Annotated in this window: 15 protein-coding genes; 7 read left to right on the top strand and 8 right to left on the bottom strand. The window is 43.9% G+C overall.

Features of this window, described 5'->3' with window-relative positions:
* Positions 1-61: 61 nt before the first annotated feature.
* Positions 62-337 (bottom strand): hypothetical protein, encoded by a 276-nt coding sequence (locus BF9343_RS16935; RefSeq protein ID WP_005817374.1) that lies wholly within the window; start codon positions 335-337, stop codon positions 62-64.
* Positions 338-455: 118 nt separating this feature from the next.
* Positions 456-2,090 (bottom strand): ABC-F family ATP-binding cassette domain-containing protein, encoded by a 1,635-nt coding sequence (locus BF9343_RS16930; RefSeq protein WP_005797936.1) that lies wholly within the window; start codon positions 2,088-2,090, stop codon positions 456-458.
* Between the two features lie 109 nt (positions 2,091-2,199).
* On the opposite strand from BF9343_RS16930, the gene BF9343_RS16925 reads away from it, so the two are divergent.
* Entirely contained in the window at positions 2,200-2,598 is a 399-nt protein-coding gene (locus tag BF9343_RS16925; protein ID WP_005790608.1) for a response regulator, read from the top strand.
* A gap of 164 nt (positions 2,599-2,762) precedes the next feature.
* Here BF9343_RS16925 and BF9343_RS16920 read toward each other — a convergent pair whose 3' ends face one another.
* Complete coding sequence (locus tag BF9343_RS16920) at positions 2,763-5,012, bottom strand: inorganic phosphate transporter (protein ID WP_005790607.1); 2,250 nt, start codon at positions 5,010-5,012, stop codon at positions 2,763-2,765.
* A gap of 65 nt (positions 5,013-5,077) precedes the next feature.
* A complete protein-coding gene (locus BF9343_RS16915; RefSeq protein WP_025813982.1) occupies positions 5,078-7,153 on the bottom strand; it encodes an RNA degradosome polyphosphate kinase in 2,076 nt (691 codons plus the stop codon).
* A 56-nt stretch (positions 7,154-7,209) separates the two neighbouring features.
* On the opposite strand from BF9343_RS16915, the gene BF9343_RS16910 reads away from it, so the two are divergent.
* The 3 genes from BF9343_RS16910 to rfbB all read left to right on the top strand — a co-directional run bounded on the left by BF9343_RS16910 (position 7,210) and on the right by rfbB (position 9,900).
* The gene (locus tag BF9343_RS16910) at positions 7,210-7,701 is read left to right on the top strand and encodes a metallophosphoesterase family protein (protein ID WP_005790604.1); all 492 of its coding nucleotides are present in this window, start codon (positions 7,210-7,212) and stop codon (positions 7,699-7,701) included.
* Positions 7,702-7,877: 176 nt separating this feature from the next.
* Entirely contained in the window at positions 7,878-8,741 is an 864-nt protein-coding gene (gene rfbA / locus BF9343_RS16905) for a glucose-1-phosphate thymidylyltransferase RfbA (protein WP_005790602.1), read from the top strand.
* 19 nt (positions 8,742-8,760) lie between these two features.
* A complete protein-coding gene (gene rfbB, locus BF9343_RS16900; protein WP_005790599.1) occupies positions 8,761-9,900 on the top strand; it encodes a dTDP-glucose 4,6-dehydratase in 1,140 nt (379 codons plus the stop codon).
* A 4-nt stretch (positions 9,901-9,904) separates the two neighbouring features.
* Here rfbB and BF9343_RS16895 read toward each other — a convergent pair whose 3' ends face one another.
* A complete protein-coding gene (locus BF9343_RS16895) occupies positions 9,905-10,801 on the bottom strand; it encodes a 1,4-dihydroxy-2-naphthoate polyprenyltransferase (protein WP_005797932.1) in 897 nt (298 codons plus the stop codon).
* A gap of 99 nt (positions 10,802-10,900) precedes the next feature.
* On the opposite strand from BF9343_RS16895, the gene BF9343_RS16890 reads away from it, so the two are divergent.
* Positions 10,901-11,953, top strand: coding sequence for a metallophosphoesterase (locus BF9343_RS16890; protein ID WP_008769920.1), 1,053 nt, complete (start codon positions 10,901-10,903; stop codon positions 11,951-11,953).
* A gap of 3 nt (positions 11,954-11,956) precedes the next feature.
* Here the strand turns inward: BF9343_RS16890 and nadD are convergent, their stop codons facing one another.
* From nadD to BF9343_RS16875, 3 genes are read right to left on the bottom strand one after another with little or no spacing between them, the layout of a single operon-like run.
* Positions 11,957-12,562 (bottom strand): nicotinate (nicotinamide) nucleotide adenylyltransferase, encoded by a 606-nt coding sequence (gene nadD / locus BF9343_RS16885; RefSeq protein ID WP_005797930.1) that lies wholly within the window; start codon positions 12,560-12,562, stop codon positions 11,957-11,959.
* Positions 12,563-12,595: 33 nt separating this feature from the next.
* The gene (gene gmk, locus BF9343_RS16880) at positions 12,596-13,210 is read right to left on the bottom strand and encodes a guanylate kinase (protein ID WP_005790592.1); all 615 of its coding nucleotides are present in this window, start codon (positions 13,208-13,210) and stop codon (positions 12,596-12,598) included.
* Between the two features lie 12 nt (positions 13,211-13,222).
* On the bottom strand, positions 13,223-14,101 hold the full coding sequence (locus tag BF9343_RS16875; RefSeq protein ID WP_008769918.1) for a YicC/YloC family endoribonuclease: 879 nt from the start codon (positions 14,099-14,101) through the stop codon (positions 13,223-13,225).
* Between the two features lie 1,024 nt (positions 14,102-15,125).
* Here BF9343_RS16875 and tsaB point away from each other — a divergent pair.
* The gene (gene tsaB, locus BF9343_RS16865; protein WP_005790587.1) at positions 15,126-15,815 is read left to right on the top strand and encodes a tRNA (adenosine(37)-N6)-threonylcarbamoyltransferase complex dimerization subunit type 1 TsaB; all 690 of its coding nucleotides are present in this window, start codon (positions 15,126-15,128) and stop codon (positions 15,813-15,815) included.
* A gap of 51 nt (positions 15,816-15,866) precedes the next feature.
* Positions 15,867-16,484: a DUF4290 domain-containing protein gene (locus BF9343_RS16860; RefSeq protein ID WP_005790584.1), complete on the top strand. Its 618-nt coding sequence runs from the start codon at positions 15,867-15,869 to the stop codon at positions 16,482-16,484.
* Positions 16,485-16,513 lie beyond the last annotated feature (29 nt).

Raw genomic sequence — 16,513 nt, 5'->3', positions numbered from 1 at the left:
TCTGTGTCCTCTGTGGTGAGTTTCGACATACCTGTCTTAAATGAAATGTCGGAAACGTTTGTTATTTTTTGCCTCCTTTGTCTTTGGTACATTTGCTGTCTTTGCATCCGGCTTTAGCCTTGCAATCAGCTTTGTGTTTACATCCGTCAGTTGTTTTCTTATCTGCTTCTTTCTTGCAACATGCTTTTTCTTCCTTTTTACAGCATGCTTTGCTGTCTTTTTTGTCACATTGCTCTTTCTTGACTTCTTTCTTTTTTACGTCCTGAGCTTGGGCAGTAGTAGTGCCTGCCATGCACATTGCTGCGATAAAAGCAGCACAGAAAACTAATTTCTTCATACGGTTTCTTTTTTAATTGATTAAATGGGTTTTGTACTTCTCTGTTTTACTTAACAGGTAAAAGTTGCCGTATGTTAGTTATCGAATATTAAATTTACGGGAATAAGATCCGGAGATATCATTTCTCCAATTCACGTAACGAATCCATTTTCTTTTTATCAAGGAATTCATAGATACCGCATAAATGTTCGGTCACCTTTTGGTTTCCGAATTCGTATACCTTGGTCACCAGTCCGTCCAGGAAGTCACGGTCGTGTGATACTACGATCAGTGTACCGTCGAAATCTTTCAATGCCTGTTTCAGGATATCTTTGGTTTTCAGGTCAAGGTGATTGGTCGGTTCGTCAAGAATCAGCAGATTCACAGGTTCCAGCAACAGTTTGATCATGGCCAGGCGGGTACGTTCACCTCCCGAGAGTACTTTTACTTTTTTCATCGACTCTTCCGGTCCGCCAAACATGAACGCTCCCAGCAGGTCGCGTATTTTATTACGTATTTCGCCTTTGGCTACATCATCGATTGTCTGGAATACAGTCAGGTTTTCATCCAGAAGCGATGCCTGATTCTGGGCAAAGTATCCTATCTGTACGTTGTGCCCTAAAGTCAGTGTTCCATCATGCTCTATTTCGTTCATGATGCATTTCACCAGTGTCGATTTACCTTCACCGTTTTTGCCGACAAATGCCACCTTATCACCGCGTTCTACTGTCAGAGTGGCGTTGCGGAAGACAACTTTATCACCATAGCTCTTGCCTACACCATCCATAATGACGGGATAGTTGCCCGAACGGGGTGAAGGCGGGAACTTCAGACGCAATGCCGATGTGTCTTCTTCGTCCACTTCCAGTATTTCCAGTTTTTCGAGCATCTTTACCCGGCTTTGCACTTGGAGTGTTTTTGAATAGGTACCTTTGAAACGTTCGATGAAATCTTTGGTTTCAGCAATGAATTTCTGCTGTTCTTCGTAGGCTTTCTGTTGCTGTTCACGACGTTCTTTGCGTAATTCCAGATATTTGGAGTAGTTCACTTTGTAATCGTAAATGCGTCCCATAGTCACCTCAATGGTACGGGTAGTGATGTTATCTACGAATTTGCGGTCGTGACTGATGACGATTACTGCCTTTCCGTTATTGATCAGGAAGTCTTCCAACCATTGAATAGACTCGATGTCCAGGTGGTTGGTCGGTTCATCCAATAAAAGCACATCCGGCTTTTGCAATAAAAGTTTAGCCAGCTCGATACGCATCCGCCATCCACCGCTGAAGTCACTGGTCTGGCGGTGGAAATCTTCGCGCATGAAGCCTAATCCGAGAAGTGCCTTTTCTACGTCCTCTTCGTAGTTGGTGGCGTCGATGGCATAAAACTTTTCGCTGAGAGTCGACACGTTCTCTATCAGTTCCATGTAGCTGTCGCTCTCATAGTCTGTGCGTGTCTCCAGCTCTTTGTTCATGCGTTCTATCTCAGCTTCCATTTCGTGCAGATGGGCAAAGGCCTGGGCAGTCTCCTCAAAAACCGTTCGCCCGTCTTCTGTCATCAAATGTTGGGGCAGATAGGCTATGACGCACTCTTTGGGAGCAGATATCCTGCCACGGGTAGGCTGACGTACGCCTGCCAGAATCTTGAGTAGGGTACTCTTACCTGCACCGTTCTTTCCCATAAGCGCGATGCGGTCTTTTTCGTTAATTACAAATGAAATATCGCTAAATAATGTGGTTCCGCCGAATTCCACGGCCAGTCCGTCTACTGAAATCATATCGCTTCTTTAAATTTTAGCCGCAAAGATAATCAAATCTATGATTTTTTTTTATACCTTGCGGGCTGAATCGAATAAGATGAAATAAAAAGCAAACCTATTATATAAAATGGATATTGAAGAAATTAAAGATTTTCGTCCCCTTATTCTTGTGGCCGAAGATGATGATAGCAATTTCAAATTGATTAAAGCTATTATCGGTAAGAAATGTGACATTCTGTGGGCGAAGAACGGTGAAGAAATGTTGAACTTATACCGTGAACACACTCAAGATGCACATGCTATCCTTATGGATATTAAAATGCCGATTATGAACGGATTGGAAGCAACCCGGATTATTCGTGAAGAAGGAGCTTCCCTCCCTATTATTATGCAGACTGCTTATGCTTTTAGCTCAGACCGGGAGAATGCCATGCAAGCCGGTGCATCCGAAGTATTGGTGAAGCCCATTACGGTAAGTGCACTTCGAGGTTGTTTAAGCAGCTATTTTCCGGAGATCAAGTGGTGAGGTGACGTTGATTAAAATAGATGTCAAAACTCATATTCACCACAGATTACAGGGATTTACACAAAAACGATTTTTAATCTGCTGGTAACCCATAATATTTATCTGTGTAAATCCCTGTAATCTGTGGTGAGTTATGAAATACCTTCCTATTTTAAAGGGGATTATTAAATATCTGTTTCTATCTGGAATTTACGGCTTACTTTCATCAGGTTGATCGTATAAGTGACTACGTTTTGTGCTTCCTGGATCATGGTCAGATAAACCATACTTACTTTAATACTTCCGGTCTGGCTCTGGATACGCTGTAGTTCCTGGCGTTTCAGGTGTGATAGCTGTGAGTTCAGATCATTGGCCCGGTGCAGGTCTTCTTCAAGATTGCTGTAATTGTTGCCTTCCAGTTTTTGGCGGCATTGCTGGATCAGATAGGTGATATCTTCGGCTACATCTCCAAATTCACCTTTTTGGATAGCATCCAGCGGATTGAAATTGTTGTCAATGTGTTCCAGACAGGGTTCGCACAGGCGGCTGATACTGTATACCAGTTCGCTTGCAAAGTCATTTCCCTGATAATAATAAAGTCCTTTTTCAAGTACGGTGTGATTATCCAATTTGCACATTGCTACGGTTCCGGTGCGCTTCATCTGCTTGATCAGTTGTTTTTCAAACTTGGTAGATCCCATTGCCCGGCGCAATCCGCGGAGGTTTTCGTGCAAGAATGAAGTCACGGTGAGCTCAAAGTTCTGTTCTGCATATTCCAGTACTTTACTCAACTCTTCGCGTGTATGCTTACGCATTAGCTCTAAAGCTTCGTGGCTGCTTGTGGCTTGCATCAATTGCTTCAAAGTTTCGTTTCCTTTCTCTTTCTCTTTTTTCTTTTTGTACATCAACTGGCTGCGGATCAGAGTGAATGCTGCCAGACCGATCAGGGCTATGATAGCTATGCTTCCTCCGAAGTGGATGACCATGGCAACAAAGAAACAGATGGTGAAGGCAGCTCCGGCAGTGATGAACCATCCGCCGATGACACTTAGTACACCGGTGATACGGTAAACGGCTGAATCACGTCCCCAGGCACGGTCGGCAAGTGAGGTACCCATGGCCACCATGAAAGTGACGTAGGTTGTAGAAAGAGGAAGTTTTAACGAAGTACCCACGGCGATCAACAGACCTGCCAATACCAGATTGACAGAAGCGCGAACCAAGTCGAATGCCGCACCGTCGGCAATGATGGCTTCGTCTTTACGGAAGCGGGTATCTATCCAGCGTTTGGCACTCGGCGGAGTAATGCGGGAAATACCGTTGGCCAGTGTGAGGCTGAAACGCACCAGTGTTCGGGCTATCGGTGTGCTTCCGAAGTTTTCTTCACCTTCATCCTGACGGGAGAGGTCTACCGAGGTCTTGATTACGGCATGTGCCTTTTTGGAAGTACACAAGGCGTATACCATGACGGCTCCGGCACCTATCAGGAAATACCACGGTGTTTTGGCTGAACCCATCAGAGAGGTCATCAGGAAACCGTCCGGTCCGACAGAAGTTCCGTTGGCGGTATAGTCTATGAACGAAGAATAACCGGCTAAAGGTACACCGATAAAGTTGACGAGGTCATTACCGGCAAATGCCAGTGCCAATGCAAATGTACCCAGCAGAACGACTACCTTGAATACATTTACTTTCAGCCAGTGTAATATCTGCATCAGGATGGTAGAGATGACAAAGAAACAACTTACCAGCATCATCGTGTTTTCTTGTACCCACTGCTTGTTCTCAGGAGTCATGAAAGAGCTGTCTTTCAATCCTTTTATCACCATGAAATAAACGATGGCAGTAGAAGCGATGCCACCGAATAGTGCAATGCTGTATTTTATATTGCTCTTGTAGTTAAATGTAAACACCATGCGTGCCAGCCATTGTACAAGCATACCGAAAAAGAAGGCAATGGCAACGGAGACAAAGATGGCCATGATGACAGACAAGGCTTTGTCGGTGTTGATAAGATCACCCAATCCCAGTGTATCACTGTTGTGCACTTTGATAAGTGCCAGGGCAAAAGTACCTCCCAAAAGTTCGAATACCATTGAAACGGTGGTCGAGGTAGGCATTCCCATAGAGTTGAATACATCGAGCAGAACGACGTCTGTCAGCATTACGGCAAGCAGGATGCACATGATTTCGGCGAAATAGAAATGTTCCGGTTGGTAGATGCCGTGTCTTGCGATGTCCATCATACCGTTTGATAAGGACGCTCCGATGAAGATACCGGCACCTGCAATGAACAATATTGTTTTAAAAGATGCCGCCTTTGCTCCGACAGCCGAATTGAGGAAATTTACCGCATCGTTACTTACACCGACCATCAAGTCGAATACGGCAAGTACGAATAGGAAGATAATAATACATAGATAAATTGTCTCCATAAATGTGTATGTTATTTCTGGCTGCAAAGGACGGATTTTCGTATTGCAGAGAAATGTCATACATGTTACAGAAATGTTTCATTCTTCTCTTTTAGGTAATTATAGAAGGTATACTGCGCTCTGACGGGCGCGGCATTTGTTTTGAATTTAAATATATTATTCAGTTTATCATCGACGAAGCAAGCCTTTTGATTGTCCGATAACTGGATATGAAGCATATCGACGATTTCTTCCCGTAATTCATGATCGAGAATGGGTACCACCGCTTCGATTCGTCGATATAAGTTACGACGCATCCAGTCCGGTGAACCCATATATACTTTGGGGTGTCCGGCATTACCGAAATACCAGATGCGGGCATGTTCCAGAAAACTGTCCACAATACGGGTGACACGTATGTTACAACTATATTCTTGTCCGGGTATCAGGCAACAAATGCCTCGTACGATCAGATCTATTTTTACACCTTTTTGTGAGGCCTCGTAGAGCCGGTCTATCATTATCGGGTCTTGCAGGGCGTTCATCTTCAAGATGATTCTTCCGCCTCTTCCTTTTTCGGCCAGTTCTATTTCTTTGTCGATCAGCCTGTTCAGTTCGGGAATCAGGTTGAAACGTGCCACAAGCAACCGGGTGAATCGGGGATTCTCTTTGCCTCTGAGGGTACGGAACAGGTTTGTGAGGTCATGTACGATGACCGGATTGCTGGTAAACAGTCCGCAGTCTGCATACAGTGTAGCCGTCTTCTCGTTGAAGTTGCCGGTACTGATATAAGCGTAACTGTGAATCTTTTCACCGGTGAAGCTGCGACGGCGTATCAGAGCTACTTTGGCATGTACCTTCAGCCCCGGTATACTATAGATAATGTTGATACCGGCCGCTTTCATCATTTCGGCAGTGGCGAGGTTGTTCTCTTCATCGAAACGGGCTTTGAGTTCCACGAATACCGTGACTTTTTTACCGTTTTGTGCAGCAGCAATCAAGGTGTTGATGACAGCCGAGTTTTCTGCTACCCGATATTGGGTTACCATGATTTCACGGGTTTCGGGATTGTGCACTGCTTCGTAAAGGAAGTGGATGAAGTGGTCGAAAGAATGGTAAGGATAGTATAACAATAAATCTTTCTTTTCAACATAACTGAAAATGGATTCCTTGTCGTTCAGTCGATTCAGTTTCATTGGGATCGGTCTCTCAATCCGGGGAATGGAATGATTGGGGTTCGGCAAGTGACGCAGATCTTCCAGGTTAAGGTGTTTGTCTCCCGGTACCAACTCTTCGTGCCGGATTCGGAAAGCGTCTACCAGGAAGTTCAGAAAATCATCGGGCATGGCGCGGTCATAGACGAAACGGCATACGGCACCTATCTTGCGCTTTTTGATTTTTTTCTTTACTTGTTCCACCAGGTCGACACTGTTGATCGTGTCGTCTATCATAATATCGGCATCTCTCGATATTTTGATACAATAACTGCAATCTACTTCGTATCCGGGGAAAATGACGTCTATGTTCGCTTTGATAATATCTTCGATAAACATCAGATAATAATCTCTGCCATGCTTGGGTAATTCGATAAAGCGGGGCACTTTACTGTAGGGTAGTTTCATCACAAAATATTGCAGATGATCAGCATCTTCTTTGTTTGTACCTTTCAGGAACAGGCGAACTGCCAGGTAGAGCCGGTTGTCGCGCAGAAAAGAGATTACTTTGTCTTTGGATACCGGTACCGGTTGCAGGTAAGGGAATATCTCTTCCCGGAAAAAGTCTTTTACGAATTGTTGGTGGAAAGGCTCTACATTGCGGCTTTGATAGAAGACAACGTGATTTTTGCGTAATGCAGGTATGATCTTTTTTTCATAGATGTGGATACGATCCTCCAATTGTCGGTTCACTTCCCGGTTGATTTCTTCCAGCAGGTCCTTGGCCGATTGCAGGGATTCTTCCGTTCCATCTGTTACGCCGGAGGCTACAGCTTTGTGGTCGGCTACTCTGATTTTGTAGAACTCTTCCAGGTTGGAGGAATAAATAGAGATAAAATTGATACGTTCGTAGAGTGGGAGCCGGTCGTCGTCAGCTTCCAGAAGTACCCGGTAGTTGAATGATAGCCAACTAATATCTCTTTTGAAGTATTGGTATTTGTTTTCCATTTGCACGTAAGGTTTGCCCAAATATAGTTACCTTTGCAGAGATAAACAAAGAAAGTATGACAAAAGTTGGCTTATTGTCCGACACACACAGTTGGTGGGACGAAAAATATTTGCAATATTTCGAAACTTGTGATGAAATCTGGCATGCCGGAGATATTGGTTCAGTGGAGGTGGCACAGAAGTTGGCAGCTTTCCGTCCTTTCCGTGCTGTGTACGGTAATATTGATGGTCAGGAAATTCGCCGGATGTTTCCTCAAGTGAATCGTTTTACGGTGGACGGTGCCGAAGTTCTGATGAAGCACATCGGGGGGTATCCGGGAAATTATGATCCGTCCATCAAGGGAAGCCTATTGGTGCATCCACCCAAGTTGTTTATCAGCGGACACTCGCATATATTAAAGGTAAAGTATGATAAGACGCTGGATATGCTTCACATCAATCCCGGTGCTGCAGGGATGTCCGGATTTCATAAAGTACGTACCATGGTTCGTTTTGCCATAGATAATGGTGTGTTTAAGGATTTGGAAGTGATTGAACTGGCCGGCTAATAAATTTGTATTTTTATTTTGTCACGTCAGAATTCTTTCCGTTCTTTGTCACAGGTTTAGGGATACAAGCTATAAGCAACCCGTTATGAATAAGCGGATTTTGCATTGAGTTTATATATAATTTACTGTAGCTTGTGATTTGTAATCTGTAGCTCGTAACTTGTAACATTCAAAATATGAAAGGAATTATTCTTGCCGGCGGTAGTGCCACCCGACTCTATCCGTTGTCAAAGGCCATATCGAAGCAAATGATGCCGGTGTATGACAAGCCGATGATATACTATCCGCTTTCTACATTGATGCTTGCCGGAATACGGGAAGTGTTGGTTATTTCTACTCCTCGTGATCTGCCGTTGTTCCGTGAACTTCTGGGGAGCGGTGAAGAGTTTGGAATGTCCTTTTCATATCTGGTGCAGGAGCAGCCTAACGGACTTGCCCAGGCTTTTGTGCTGGGAGCCGATTTTCTGAATGGTGAACCGGGCTGTTTGATATTAGGAGATAATTTGTTTTACGGACAAGGTTTCTCAGCTATGCTTCGCCGGGCGGCTACCATTGAAAAGGGAGCTTGCATCTTTGGATATTATGTGAAGGACCCTCGCGCCTATGGCGTCGTGGAATTTGATGGAAGTGGAAAGGTTGTTTCGTTGGAAGAGAAACCTGCTGTCCCCAAGAGCAATTATGCCGTCCCCGGACTTTATTTCTATGATGCTACGGTGACTGAAAAAGCGCTTGCTTTGGAGCCTTCTGCCCGGGGTGAATATGAAATAACTGATTTGAACAAGCTATATCTCGACGAAGGAACACTGAAAGTCGAACTCTTTGGCCGTGGCTTTGCCTGGTTGGATACGGGGAATTGCAACAGTTTGCTCGAAGCCTCTAATTTTGTGGCTACTATCCAGAATCGTCAGGGATTTTATGTCAGTTGTATTGAAGAGATAGCCTGGCGTAACGGATGGATTTCTTCTGCTCAGTTAAAAGCTTTGGGCGAGAAATTGGAAAAGACCGAATACGGTAAATATCTGATAGACTTAGCAAATTAATAAATCAATCATAAAGAATATGAAAACTTATCTTGTAACCGGTGCTGCCGGATTTATCGGTGCCAATTATCTGAAGTATATTCTGGCTAAACACAGTGATATCAAGGTGGTAGTGCTCGATGCACTGACTTATGCCGGAAATCTTGGAACGATTGCCAACGACATTGATAACGAACGTTGCTTTTTTGTGAAAGGTGACATTTGCGATCGTGAACTGGCCGACCGCCTTTTTGGTGAGTACAAGTTTGACTATGTAGTGAATTTTGCTGCTGAAAGCCATGTAGACCGTAGCATTGAGAATCCGCAACTTTTCTTGATGACCAATATTCTGGGAACACAAAACCTGTTGGATGCCGCACGTCGCGCATGGGTAACCGGTAAAGATGAATACGGATATCCTACCTGGCGTAAAGGGGTACGTTATCATCAGGTATCTACCGACGAGGTTTACGGTTCGCTTGGTGCCGAAGGCTATTTCCATGAAACGACTCCACTCTGTCCGCATAGCCCGTACAGTGCATCGAAAACCAGTGCCGATATGGTGGTAATGGCTTATCACGATACCTATAAGATGCCGGTGACTATCACTCGCTGTTCAAACAACTACGGTCCGTATCATTTTCCGGAGAAACTGATTCCGCTGATTATCAAGAATATTCTTGAAGGTAAGAAACTTCCTGTGTATGGAGACGGTAGCAATGTGCGCGACTGGCTGTACGTGGAAGATCATTGCAAGGCTATCGACCTGGTAGTTCGTGAAGGTGTGGAAGGAGAAGTATACAATGTGGGCGGACATAACGAGAAGACTAATCTTGAGATTGTAAAATTAACAATCGCAACGATTCATCGCCTGATGGCAGAACATCCCGAATATCGTGAGGTGTTGAAGAAAAAAGAGAAAAATGCCGATGGTGAAATTTCAATCGACTGGATAAACGAAGATTTAATTACGTTTGTCAAGGATCGTCTGGGGCATGACCAGCGCTACGCCATCGATCCGACAAAGATCACTAATGCCTTGGGTTGGTATCCCGAAACGAAATTTGAAGTCGGCATTGTGAAAACAATCGAATGGTATCTGAATAATCAGGAATGGGTGGAAGAAGTAACCAGTGGTGATTATCAGAAATATTACGAACGGATGTATAGCAAACGTTGACTTGCTAACCGTTTATAACAAGTCCTATTGACAATAGGATTCCCATTAACAGCATATTGCGTGAAGTTTCGCCCAATATGCTGTTTAATTTTTTGCCACTATGTATCTGTACCATTTTTTTCCAGGTCCGAATGTGGAAGAACAGGTAAAGTTGGGGTAAGAGAGTTGCGTATAGGTGCCCGTTGAATAGAAACCAGAAACAAAGCCAGGCAGCTGTAATGCCGAGCAGTAAATAAAAGTATCTGCCGAAGGATTCACCGAAACGGACTACAACGGTCTTTTTTCCGCTTTTTCGGTCGGCATCCCGATCCCGGTAATTGTTAACTACCAGTAATGTATCTACAATCAGTCCGCATACCAGTGATGCAACCGTGACGTTTGGTGTCCAATTGAGAGCCTGTACGTAATAAGTACCCCCTACCGGAACGAAGCCGAAGAATACAATGACCAATACGTCTCCCCATCCTTTATAGGATAATGGATAAGGTCCTGTGGTGTATAAGAAGGCGAACAATACACACAACGCACCTATAAGAATCAACTCCCATCCTGCATAAAACAGGAGAGTACACCCGATCAGGCAGGCCAGGCCTACCGTGATGAAGATACCTTGTTTCATCGCGGCTGCCGAAATCCAGCCTTGTGCACAGGCACGTTCCGGTCCGAGACGATCTTCGCGGTCGGTCCCTTTTAGAAAGTCAAATAAATCGTTGATGAAATTGGCGGCAACCTGCATCAGTCCGGCGAACAAACAGCAGATCAATGCCGGTATCCAATTGAATTTTCCGTCGGCAAAAGCCAATGCACAACCTATCATTACCGGAGTAATGGCACCTGCCAGTGTTTTGGGGCGGGCCGCAAGTATCCATGCCTGCAACGAGTTACGTTTCACTTCTTCCATTTTCTTTTTCTATCATCCGTTTTTGAGAGAACAAAGATAGGGCAAAAAACGTATATTTTTGCTTTTTTGTCTATCTTTGCGCTCCTGATATTAGAGAATATGAAGAAGATAATATACCTGTTGGCGGCACTTTTGTTGCTGCTTTCCTCTTGTAAATCGAAGAAGAATCTGGTTTCTCCGATTCCTCGTCCGGTATTGAATGTTGATTCTGTCCGTCCGGATAGCTCCGATGTAGTGGCCCGGCTGTTCTCGCCGGATACCTCCGAACTCAAAAAATTCTCAGTCAAGCGGAAGAGAGAAAAAACGCATGTTGCCTCTCCTGTTATAACGCGCTCTGCTCCTTCCATTGTAGCCCGGGGGACTCGTATTACCAGTTCTGCGGTGAGCGTATCTTCCGTTTATCCGGGTATCGACCGGGTGAAAAAGTACGAGTTCACCCATCGTGATGTGCCTGATGCTTTTGACGGTTTCCGTATTGCTTTTATTTCGGATTTACATTATAAGAGTCTTTTCAAGGAGAAAGGTCTGGAGAGTCTGGTACGTTTGTTGAATGCCCAGCATGCCGATGTACTGTTGATGGGAGGTGACTACCAGGAGGGATGTCAGTACGTGCCCGAGCTCTTTGCGGCGTTGGCTAAAGTCAAAACTCCAATGGGGACTTATGGAGTGATGGGAAATAACGATTATGAACGTTGCCATGATGAAATTATCCGTGAGATGCAACGTTACGGCATGCGACCTCTTGAACATCAGATCGATACGTTGAGACGTGATGGAGCACAAATTATCTTGGCCGGTGTACGCAATCCGTTTGACCTTGCCAATAACGGAGTTTCGCCTACTTTGTCCCTTTCTCCGTCTGATTTCGTAATACTATTGGTACACACACCCGATTATGCCGAGGATGTGTCAGTCGCTAATTCTGATTTGGTCCTGGCAGGGCATACACATGGCGGGCAAGTCCGGATTTTGGGATATGCTCCCATTATTCCTTCACACTATGGCAGCCGTTTTCTGACAGGATTGAAGTATAACTCGGCTAAGATTCCGATGATTGTGACCAATGGAATCGGTACCTCAAATAAGAATATCCGTATCGGTGCACCTGCCGAGATTGTGATAATTACACTGCATCGTCTCCGGAATGAATAATTCTCAGGTATGGCAGGAGTGGGAAGAATCAATGCTGTCGGTCTGTTGTATAATTCTTTTATATACAGCCGGATGAAGGAAATAACGTATATCTTTTCCGGTAGCCAGGGCTTCTCTGATGAAGGTAGAACTGATTTCGAATATGGGAGAATCTGCTACGTGTACGTTCGGGGGTAACTGTGACTTATCTACAGAGAATCCCGGACGGGGATAAACGAGTATCTTATTTTCTGAGACGATACGTTCCGATTCGAACCATCGGTCAAATACCATCCAATTGTCAGAGCCTATAATCAACTGGAATTCTCTTTCGGGATATTCTTGTTTCAGGCGATTGAGCGTATGGATCGTATAAGAAGGACGGGGCAGATGAAATTCGAAATCGGATACCCGGAATCGCGGATATCCCTCAATAGCAAGCTGTACCAGTTGCAGACGCAGTTCGTCCGGCCATAAATCAGCCTGATTCTTGAAAGGATTGTGCGGGGTGACCATAAACCAGACTTCATCCAGCCCTTCAAACTCGCACAGATAGTTGGCCAGTGCCAGATGTCCGATGTGGATCGGGTTGAAAGAGCCGCTGAAGATTCCGGTTTTAGTCTTTGCCATATGCTATAATCACGAATAAGAAAGAGTAGGAGATTATTCTGTATCGATGCCCAGAAACTCTTTGATCACTTTCAATGCGTGTGCCTTGGCTGTTTCCAGGTCGTCATTAATGATAACCTTATCAAATTTCGGAGCAAAACTTAATTCATATTCGGCTTTGGCTATCCGACTCTCGATCACTTCGGGAGTATCTGTTCCGCGTCCGATCAGACGGCGGCGCAGTTCGTCAATGCAGGGAGGCTGGATAAAAAGCGAAAGTGCCCGTTCACCATAATATTTCTTGATGTTACAGCCACCTACGACATCTACATCGAATACAACATTTTGTCCGGCAGCAAGCTGTTTTTCTACCTGTGCTTTCAGAGTGCCGTAGAACCGGTCGGTATATACTTCCTCGTATTCCAGGAATTCATTGTTTGCAATGCGTTGACGGAATTCATCGGGAGAGAGGAAAAAATATTCTACTCCATGCTTTTCGTTTCCCCGGGGGGGACGACTGGTGGCTGAGATCGAGAATGCAAGATTCAACTTTTGAGCCAACAAATAATTTATGATTGTTGACTTACCCGATCCGGAAGGAGCAGAAAAGATGATTACTTTGGCTTCACCCGTTTTGTGTGGGGTAGTTATTCTTTCAGTTGGGTTCATAATCTATCGTTATTACATCACATTCAGCACCTGTTCTTTGATCTGCTCCAGTTCGTCTTTCATCTGTACCACGATTTTTTGCATTTCAGCGTGGTTCGATTTACTGCCGAGTGTATTGATCTCCCGTCCCATTTCCTGAGCGATGAATCCCAGCTTTTTACCTTGTCCGCTGCCACTTTCAAGCGTACTGATGAAGTATTTCAGATGATTGCCCAAACGTTGTTTCTCCTCGTTGATATCGAGTTTCTCGATGTAGTAGATCAGTTCCTGTTCGAGACGGTTCTTATCATAGTCCACATTGAGTGTTTTCTCCAGTGCATCGGTGATACGTTCTTTAACCTTATCTACCCGTTCTTTTTCATAAGGGGTTACCGATTCGAGCAGACGATGGATATTCGCGATTTTTTCCCGGAACTTTTTTTCCAGAGCAGCACCCTCTTGTTTTCGGAAATCGACTAAATGTGAAACAGCCTCTTTGACTGCTGCGTACACTATTCCCCATTCTTCCTCACTCAACTCCTGTGTTTCGGTACGGGTCATTACATCCGGCATACGGAGTAAAGTCTGAAACCAGTCAGTAGGTACTGCAATGTGGAGGTTTTCGGAGATAGCTTTGATTTGGTTGTAATATCCTTCTACCAATACTTGGTTGATGGGAGTGGCAGCGTCTGCACACTCTTTCTTTTCCACCCAGAGGCTGAAGTCAACTTTTCCACGTTCCAGCACACGTGCAATTTCATTGCGGATTTCCATCTCTTTTTCACGGTATGCCGGTGCGATACGTGCCGACAAATCCATCGCTTTGCTATTAAGCGATTTTATCTCTACGTTAATCTTCTTATCGGGAAGTTCGGCAGTTGCTTTGCCATATCCCGTCATGGATTGTATCATATTACCAAAAGTTTTGTGCAAAAATACGGGATAATTTTAAGATAATCGCTGTAAATGGATAAAAAAGACATCTTGGTTAGAAGAAACTGTTTTGAAATTTCTGCCATAATAATCTTAGAATCCGGTATTTCGATAACGAAGGTGCGGCAACCGAACACATACGAAAAAGGTTCTTCTTCAAATTGGGTGGCAAGTTTTCTTTTACTCATGGAATCTAATTCAGTTTTCGGACGTGTAAGCCCTCGTTTATAGTTGACAAAAAAGCAAGTATCCCGGCTTTCGCCCGAAGAGTCCATCCGTGAGATAAAGAAGCGAACCTCAGACTAAACCATCTAAAAATCAACACTTTTAAAAAGTAAGATCTCTGTCCTCAAAAGCTTTGTTTTAACACAGGGTTAAAACTTGTTCTTTGGATGTGAATAAGATGTTCTTTAAATGCAAAAGACTTGTTATTTGCGCACAAGAACCTGACAACCTGCAAAGGGCGTTAACAATGTTAATTGAAAAAAGGTATAAGGATGAAGATACCGGTTCAGACGGTGTAAATTCACTTCTTAAACTTGAGTTATGAGTTGGAGTATCCAGTTCTACATTCCTAAAATCGCAGTATCAAACGCCCTTGTTGTTGCTAATGTAGTGCTCTGATATTTAATGCTTTAGTAAGCAAGGTAGTTTTTTGGAAATTTGCATATTCCATTAGTTGATAGTAACTATTTCGAATATTCTGCCTTTTGAACGGGAGAAAGCGATGTGATCCTTATCCGTTGGGTCTGTTTGTTAATGTGATCGAGAGGCCCGTCAGACTTGCGAGTAAATAGAAATAGTATATAGTAGTGTATCTGTTTCATTGCAGGTTTTAAAACTTGTTATATTTGTCTTTTGCTTGTATAAAACAGTCTGATAAAGTATGTAAAAACTTAATTTAATGCAATGATTTTGAAGGGAAATGCGCTTTATTTATATCTCGGTGCGGTAATCTGAAAATAATCATGTAAATTTGCGTCAATTTAATAATCTGATTCTTATGTCGTGTATCCTACATATTGAGACTTCTACCGCCGTTTGTTCGGTAGCAGTAAGTGAAGACGGGCAGAATATTTTTGTGAAAGAAGACCTTAAGGGGCCTTCACATGCCGTTTCGTTGGGAGTATTTGTGGATGAAGCGTTGTCTTTCATCGATAGTCATGCCATTCCTTTGGATGCGGTAGCCGTCAGTTGTGGTCCCGGATCGTATACCGGGCTTCGCATTGGCGTTTCGATGGCAAAGGGTATTTGTTACGGACGTAATGTCCCGTTGATCGGTATCCCGACATTGGAAGTGTTGAGTGTACCTGTGCTGCTTTATCATGAATTGCCGGAAGATGCATTGCTATGCCCGATGATTGATGCACGGCGGATGGAGGTATATGCGGCTATCTATGACCGTGCGTTGAATGTGAAGCGTGAGATTTCCGCCGATATCGTGGACGAGAATTCTTATCTTGAATATCTGGAACAGCATCCTGTCTATTTCTTTGGAAATGGAGCCGCAAAGTGCCGTGAAAAGATTACGCACCCCAATGCGCATTTTATAGATGATCTTCATCCGTTGGCAAAGATGATGTTCCCGCTTGCAGAAAAGGCCGTTGCAATCAACGACTATAAAGATGTGGCCTATTTTGAGCCTTTCTATCTGAAAGAGTTTGTGGCTTCGCAACCCAAGAAGTTACTTTAATGCTTTTCACTCCTTTTTTGATTTACTATTTTTAAAATATAATTTAACTACATGCAGTATAATACTCAACAGAAAAGAATGCCGCTGCCGGAATATGGTCGCAGTATCCAGAATATGGTTGACTTTGCGTTGACTATCCAGGATCGTTCCGAACGTCAGCGTTGTGCCAATACCATTATCAATATCATGGGTAATATGTTTCCCCATTTGAGAGATGTACCCGATTTCAAGCATAAATTATGGGATCATCTGGCTATTATGGCCGACTTTAAGCTTGATATCGATTATCCTTACGAGATTATCCGTAAAGACAATCTGGTAACGAAACCGGATCCGATTCCTTATCCAAGTACTAAGATCCGCTACCGCCACTATGGTCGTACATTGGAAATATTAATCAAAAAAGCGTGTGAATTTCAGGAAGGGGATGAAAAGAAGAATCTGGTAGCCCTTATCTGCAATCACATGAAGAAAGACTATATGGCATGGAATAAAGATACGGTAGACGACCGGAAAATCGCCGAAGACCTGGCCGAATTCTCGGGAGGCAAATTGCAGATGGATGACGAGATTCTGCGTCTGATGTCTGAACGTATTGCTCAGAACTACCGTCCACGTACGAATAACAACAATAACCAGAGAAATAATAATCAGAGAAGAAAATTCTGATCAAAGTGATTATTAGCATTATCATTAAC

The sequence above is a fragment of the Bacteroides fragilis NCTC 9343 genome, from assembly GCF_000025985.1.
In the GTDB taxonomy this organism is placed as follows: domain Bacteria; phylum Bacteroidota; class Bacteroidia; order Bacteroidales; family Bacteroidaceae; genus Bacteroides; species Bacteroides fragilis.
The sequence above is the reverse complement of the archived record's forward strand: the minus strand, read 5'-3'. Positions and strand labels throughout refer to the sequence as shown.

Excerpts from the sequence above, each read along its gene's own strand:
- BF9343_RS16920 (WP_005790607.1), bottom strand. The coding sequence starts at position 5,012 with ATGGAGACAATTTATCTATGTATTATTATCTTCCTATTCGTACTTGCC.
- tsaB (WP_005790587.1), top strand. The coding sequence starts at position 15,126 with ATGTCGTGTATCCTACATATTGAGACTTCTACCGCCGTTTGTTCGGTA.
- BF9343_RS16910 (WP_005790604.1), top strand. The coding sequence starts at position 7,210 with ATGACAAAAGTTGGCTTATTGTCCGACACACACAGTTGGTGGGACGAA.
- rfbB (WP_005790599.1), top strand. The coding sequence starts at position 8,761 with ATGAAAACTTATCTTGTAACCGGTGCTGCCGGATTTATCGGTGCCAAT.
- BF9343_RS16875 (WP_008769918.1), bottom strand. The coding sequence starts at position 14,101 with ATGATACAATCCATGACGGGATATGGCAAAGCAACTGCCGAACTTCCC.
- BF9343_RS16860 (WP_005790584.1), top strand. The coding sequence starts at position 15,867 with ATGCAGTATAATACTCAACAGAAAAGAATGCCGCTGCCGGAATATGGT.
- BF9343_RS16925 (WP_005790608.1), top strand. The coding sequence starts at position 2,200 with ATGGATATTGAAGAAATTAAAGATTTTCGTCCCCTTATTCTTGTGGCC.
- BF9343_RS16915 (WP_025813982.1), bottom strand. The coding sequence starts at position 7,153 with ATGGAAAACAAATACCAATACTTCAAAAGAGATATTAGTTGGCTATCA.
- BF9343_RS16935 (WP_005817374.1), bottom strand. The coding sequence starts at position 337 with ATGAAGAAATTAGTTTTCTGTGCTGCTTTTATCGCAGCAATGTGCATG.
- BF9343_RS16895 (WP_005797932.1), bottom strand. The coding sequence starts at position 10,801 with ATGGAAGAAGTGAAACGTAACTCGTTGCAGGCATGGATACTTGCGGCC.
- rfbA (WP_005790602.1), top strand. The coding sequence starts at position 7,878 with ATGAAAGGAATTATTCTTGCCGGCGGTAGTGCCACCCGACTCTATCCG.
- BF9343_RS16930 (WP_005797936.1), bottom strand. The coding sequence starts at position 2,090 with ATGATTTCAGTAGACGGACTGGCCGTGGAATTCGGCGGAACCACATTA.
- gmk (WP_005790592.1), bottom strand. The coding sequence starts at position 13,210 with ATGAACCCAACTGAAAGAATAACTACCCCACACAAAACGGGTGAAGCC.
- nadD (WP_005797930.1), bottom strand. The coding sequence starts at position 12,562 with ATGGCAAAGACTAAAACCGGAATCTTCAGCGGCTCTTTCAACCCGATC.
- BF9343_RS16890 (WP_008769920.1), top strand. The coding sequence starts at position 10,901 with ATGAAGAAGATAATATACCTGTTGGCGGCACTTTTGTTGCTGCTTTCC.